Source organism: Streptococcus sp. 2020WUSS089 (genome assembly GCF_044427405.1).
Classification (GTDB): Bacteria; Bacillota; Bacilli; order Lactobacillales; family Streptococcaceae; genus Streptococcus; species Streptococcus hashimotonensis.
In genome coordinates this window covers 1-5,277 of record NZ_JAOTGD010000021.1, presented here as the reverse complement: position 1 = coordinate 5,277, position 5,277 = coordinate 1, and the positions used below count along the sequence as shown (strand labels likewise).

The window sequence follows — 5,277 nt, the reverse complement described above, 5'->3', positions numbered from 1 at the left end:
GAAACGAAAAAAAGTTTCAAAAAAGTGTTGACAAAGTTTCTAAGAAATGATAAACTAAGATAGTTGTCGCGAGAGCGCGATAACGAACAAGACCTTTGAAAATTAAAGAAGACGAACCAAACGTGCAGGGTGATTTATCTAAGGATAAATCGTCAATGACAAAACAAAACAATAAAACGGAAAGCTAGTGATAGCTTGAGTTTGAATCAAAACTTTTTATGAGAGTTTGATCCTGGCTCAGGACGAACGCTGGCGGCGTGCCTAATACATGCAAGTAGAACGCTGAAGTCTGGTGCTTGCACTAGACGGATGAGTTGCGAACGGGTGAGTAACGCGTAGGTAACCTGCCTCATAGCGGGGGATAACTATTGGAAACGATAGCTAATACCGCATAACAGTATTTACCGCATGGTAGATGCTTGAAAGGAGCAATTGCTTCACTATGAGATGGACCTGCGTTGTATTAGCTAGTTGGTGAGGTAACGGCTCACCAAGGCATCGATACATAGCCGACCTGAGAGGGTGATCGGCCACACTGGGACTGAGACACGGCCCAGACTCCTACGGGAGGCAGCAGTAGGGAATCTTCGGCAATGGGGGCAACCCTGACCGAGCAACGCCGCGTGAGTGAAGAAGGTTTTCGGATCGTAAAGCTCTGTTGTAAGAGAAGAACGTGTGTGAGAGTGGAAAGTTCACACAGTGACGGTATCTTACCAGAAAGGGACGGCTAACTACGTGCCAGCAGCCGCGGTAATACGTAGGTCCCGAGCGTTGTCCGGATTTATTGGGCGTAAAGCGAGCGCAGGCGGTTTGATAAGTCTGAAGTAAAAGGCTGTGGCTTAACCATAGTACGCTTTGGAAACTGTCAAACTTGAGTGCAGAAGGGGAGAGTGGAATTCCATGTGTAGCGGTGAAATGCGTAGATATATGGAGGAACACCGGTGGCGAAAGCGGCTCTCTGGTCTGTAACTGACGCTGAGGCTCGAAAGCGTGGGGAGCGAACAGGATTAGATACCCTGGTAGTCCACGCCGTAAACGATGAGTGCTAGGTGTTGGGTCCTTTCCGGGACTCAGTGCCGCAGCTAACGCATTAAGCACTCCGCCTGGGGAGTACGACCGCAAGGTTGAAACTCAAAGGAATTGACGGGGGCCCGCACAAGCGGTGGAGCATGTGGTTTAATTCGAAGCAACGCGAAGAACCTTACCAGGTCTTGACATCCCAGTGACCGTCCTAGAGATAGGATTTTTCTTCGGAACACTGGTGACAGGTGGTGCATGGTTGTCGTCAGCTCGTGTCGTGAGATGTTGGGTTAAGTCCCGCAACGAGCGCAACCCCTATTGTTAGTTGCCATCATTTAGTTGGGCACTCTAGCGAGACTGCCGGTAATAAACCGGAGGAAGGTGGGGATGACGTCAAATCATCATGCCCCTTATGACCTGGGCTACACACGTGCTACAATGGCTGGTACAACGAGTCGCAAGTCGGTGACGGCAAGCTAATCTCTTAAAGCCAGTCTCAGTTCGGATTGTAGGCTGCAACTCGCCTACATGAAGTCGGAATCGCTAGTAATCGCGGATCAGCACGCCGCGGTGAATACGTTCCCGGGCCTTGTACACACCGCCCGTCACACCACGAGAGTTTGTAACACCCGAAGTCGGTGAGGTAACCTTTTAGGAGCCAGCCGCCTAAGGTGGGATAGATGATTGGGGTGAAGTCGTAACAAGGTAGCCGTATCGGAAGGTGCGGCTGGATCACCTCCTTTCTAAGGAAATGGAAACCTGTACGTTAGTCTTCTTTAATTTTGAGAGGTCTTGTGGGGCCTTAGCTCAGCTGGGAGAGCGCCTGCTTTGCACGCAGGAGGTCAGCGGTTCGATCCCGCTAGGCTCCATTAACAACGGAAGTTGTTAAGATTTTGTCCATTGAAAATTGAATATCTATCAAACATTCCTAAACGTATGTAACAGTACGTATAGAAATAGTAACAAGAAAATAAACCGAAAACGCTGTGAATATTTAATGAGTTTTCTAATTTTTGAAAAAATTAGGTTAATAAGGTTAAGTTAATAAGGGCGCACGGTGGATGCCTTGGCACTAGAAGCCGATGAAGGACGTGACTAACGACGAAATGCCTTGGGGAGCTGTAAGTAAGCAATGATCCAGGGATGTCCGAATGGGGGAACCCGGCAGGTAATGCCTGTCACTCACTACTGTTAAGGTAGTGCAGAGGAAGACGCAGTGAACTGAAACATCTAAGTAGCTGCAGGAAGAGAAAGCAAAAGCGATTGCCTTAGTAGCGGCGAGCGAAACGGCAGGAGGGCAAACCGAGGAGTTTACTCCTCGGGGTTGTAGGACTGCAATATGGACTTAAAGAGTATAGAAGAACTACCTGGGAAGGTAGGCCAAAGAGAGTAATAGCCTCGTATTTGAAATATTCTTTATACCTAGCAGTATCCTGAGTACGGCGAGACACGCGAAATCTCGTCGGAATCCGGGAGGACCATCTCCCAACCCTAAATACTCTCTAGTGACCGATAGTGAACCAGTACCGTGAGGGAAAGGTGAAAAGTACCCCGGAAGGGGAGTGAAATAGAACCTGAAACCGTGTGCCTACAACAAGTTCGAGCCCGTTAATGGGTGAGAGCGTGCCTTTTGTAGAATGAACCGGCGAGTTACGATATGATGCGAGGTTAAGTTGAAGAGACGGAGCCGTAGGGAAACCGAGTCTTAATAGGGCGGATTAGTATTATGTCGTAGACCCGAAACCATGTGACCTACCCATGAGCAGGTTGAAGGTGCGGTAAGACGCACTGGAGGACCGAACCAGGGCACGTTGAAAAGTGCTTGGATGACTTGTGGGTAGCGGAGAAATTCCAAACGAACTTGGAGATAGCTGGTTCTCTCCGAAATAGCTTTAGGGCTAGCGTCGACATTTGAGAATCTTGGAGGTAGAGCACTGTTTGGATGAGGGGGCCATCTCGGTTTACTGATTTCAGATAAACTCCGAATGCCAATGATTTATGGTCGGCAGTCAGACTGCGAGTGCTAAGATCCGTAGTCGAAAGGGAAACAGCCCAGACCACCAGCTAAGGTCCCAAAATAATTGTTAAGTGGAAAAGGATGTGGGGTTGCACAGACAACTAGGATGTTAGCTTAGAAGCAGCTATTCATTCAAAGAGTGCGTAATAGCTCACTAGTCGAGTGACCCTGCGCCGAAAATGTACCGGGGCTGAAACAATTTACCGAAGCTGTGGATAACACTTAGGTGTTATGGTAGGAGAGCGTTCTATGTGTGAAGAAGGTATACCGTGAGGAGTGCTGGAACGCATAGAAGTGAGAATGCCGGTATGAGTAGCGAAAGATGGGTGAGAATCCCATCCACCGTAAGACTAAGGTTTCCAGGGGAAGGCTCGTCCGCCCTGGGTTAGTCGGGACCTAAGGAGAGACCGAAGGGTGTATCCGATGGACAACAGGTTGATATTCCTGTACTAGAGTATGAAGTGATGGAGGGACGCAGTAGGCTAACTAAAGCGGGCGAATGGAAGTGCCCGTCTAAGCAGTGAGGTGTGATATGAGTCAAATGCTTGTATCTCTAACATTGAGCTGTGATGGGGAGCGAAGTTAAGTAGCGAAGTTAGTGACGTCACACTGCCGAGAAAAGCTTCTAGCGATGTATCATACTCTACCCGTACCGCAAACCGACACAGGTAGTCGAGGCGAGTAGCCTCAGGTGAGCGAGAGAACTCTCGTTAAGGAACTCGGCAAAATGACCCCGTAACTTCGGGAGAAGGGGTGCTGACTTAAGGTCAGCCGCAGTGAATAGGCCCAAGCAACTGTTTATCAAAAACACAGCTCTCTGCTAAATCGTAAGATGATGTATAGGGGGTGACGCCTGCCCGGTGCTGGAAGGTTAAGAGGAGGGTTTAGCGTAAGCGAAGATCTGAATTGAAGCCCCAGTAAACGGCGGCCGTAACTATAACGGTCCTAAGGTAGCGAAATTCCTTGTCGGGTAAGTTCCGACCCGCACGAAAGGCGTAATGATTTGGGCACTGTCTCAACGAGAGACTCGGTGAAATTTTAGTACCTGTGAAGATGCAGGTTACCCGCGACAGGACGGAAAGACCCCATGGAGCTTTACTGCAGTTTGATATTGAGTATCTGTACCACATGTACAGGATAGGTAGGAGCCTATGAAGTCGGGACGCCAGTTTCGACGGAGGCGCTGTTGGGATACTACCCTTGTGTTATGGCTACTCTAACCCGGATAGGTTATCCCTATCGGAGACAGTGTCTGACGGGCAGTTTGACTGGGGCGGTCGCCTCCTAAAAGGTAACGGAGGCGCCCAAAGGTTCCCTCAGAATGGTTGGAAATCATTCGCAGAGTGTAAAGGTATAAGGGAGCTTGACTGCGAGAGCTACAACTCGAGCAGGGACGAAAGTCGGGCTTAGTGATCCGGTGGTTCCGTATGGAAGGGCCATCGCTCAACGGATAAAAGCTACCCTGGGGATAACAGGCTTATCTCCCCCAAGAGTTCACATCGACGGGGAGGTTTGGCACCTCGATGTCGGCTCGTCGCATCCTGGGGCTGTAGTCGGTCCCAAGGGTTGGGCTGTTCGCCCATTAAAGCGGCACGCGAGCTGGGTTCAGAACGTCGTGAGACAGTTCGGTCCCTATCCGTCGCGGGCGTAGGAAATTTGAGAGGATCTGCTCCTAGTACGAGAGGACCAGAGTGGACTTACCGCTGGTGTACCAGTTGTCTTGCCAAAGGCATCGCTGGGTAGCTATGTAGGGACGGGATAAACGCTGAAAGCATCTAAGTGTGAAACCCACCTCAAGATGAGATTTCCCATAACTTTATGTTAGTAAGAGCCCTGAGAGATGATCAGGTAGATAGGTTGGAAGTGGAAGTGTGGCGACACATGTAGCGGACCAATACTAATCGCTCGAGGACTTATCCAAATTAAGTAATGAGAACGTTAAGAAAAGCGTATGATTTTAGGAAATCAACGCGGAAGTCGGTTAGACTTCAAGGCGATTTATCTAAATCACTAGCTTTTTAGTTCGAATACAATTACTTATTAAAACCGAAGTCAATATTGACAGCGTTGGTAAAACTTGTTAGAATATAGATATTCAATTTTGAGTTGACAAGACTCAACAGTTAAGTGACGATAGCCTAGGAGATACACCTGTACCCATGCCGAACACAGCAGTTAAGCCCTAGAACGCCTGAAGTAGTTGGGGGTTGCCCCCTGTTAGATACGGTAGTCGCTTAGCA

Annotated in this window: 1 tRNA gene and 3 rRNA genes; all 4 read left to right on the top strand. The window is 49.0% G+C overall.

Annotated features, from left to right (window positions below):
* Nucleotides 1-214: 214 nt before the first annotated feature.
* The 4 genes from ODU46_RS09975 (at nt 215) to rrf (ending at nt 5,276) form a co-directional block, all read left to right on the top strand.
* Nucleotides 215-1,763: ribosomal RNA gene (locus ODU46_RS09975) — 16S ribosomal RNA — on the top strand.
* A 53-nt stretch (nt 1,764-1,816) separates the two neighbouring features.
* Nucleotides 1,817-1,889: transfer RNA gene (locus ODU46_RS09970), tRNA-Ala, on the top strand.
* Nucleotides 1,890-2,054: 165 nt separating this feature from the next.
* Nucleotides 2,055-4,958: ribosomal RNA gene (locus ODU46_RS09965) — 23S ribosomal RNA — on the top strand.
* 202 nt (nt 4,959-5,160) lie between these two features.
* A 5S ribosomal RNA gene (gene rrf, locus ODU46_RS09960) occupies nt 5,161-5,276 on the top strand.
* Together the 16S, 23S and 5S rRNA genes with 1 tRNA gene alongside form the textbook arrangement of a ribosomal RNA operon.
* Nucleotide 5,277: the final 1 nt, after the last annotated feature.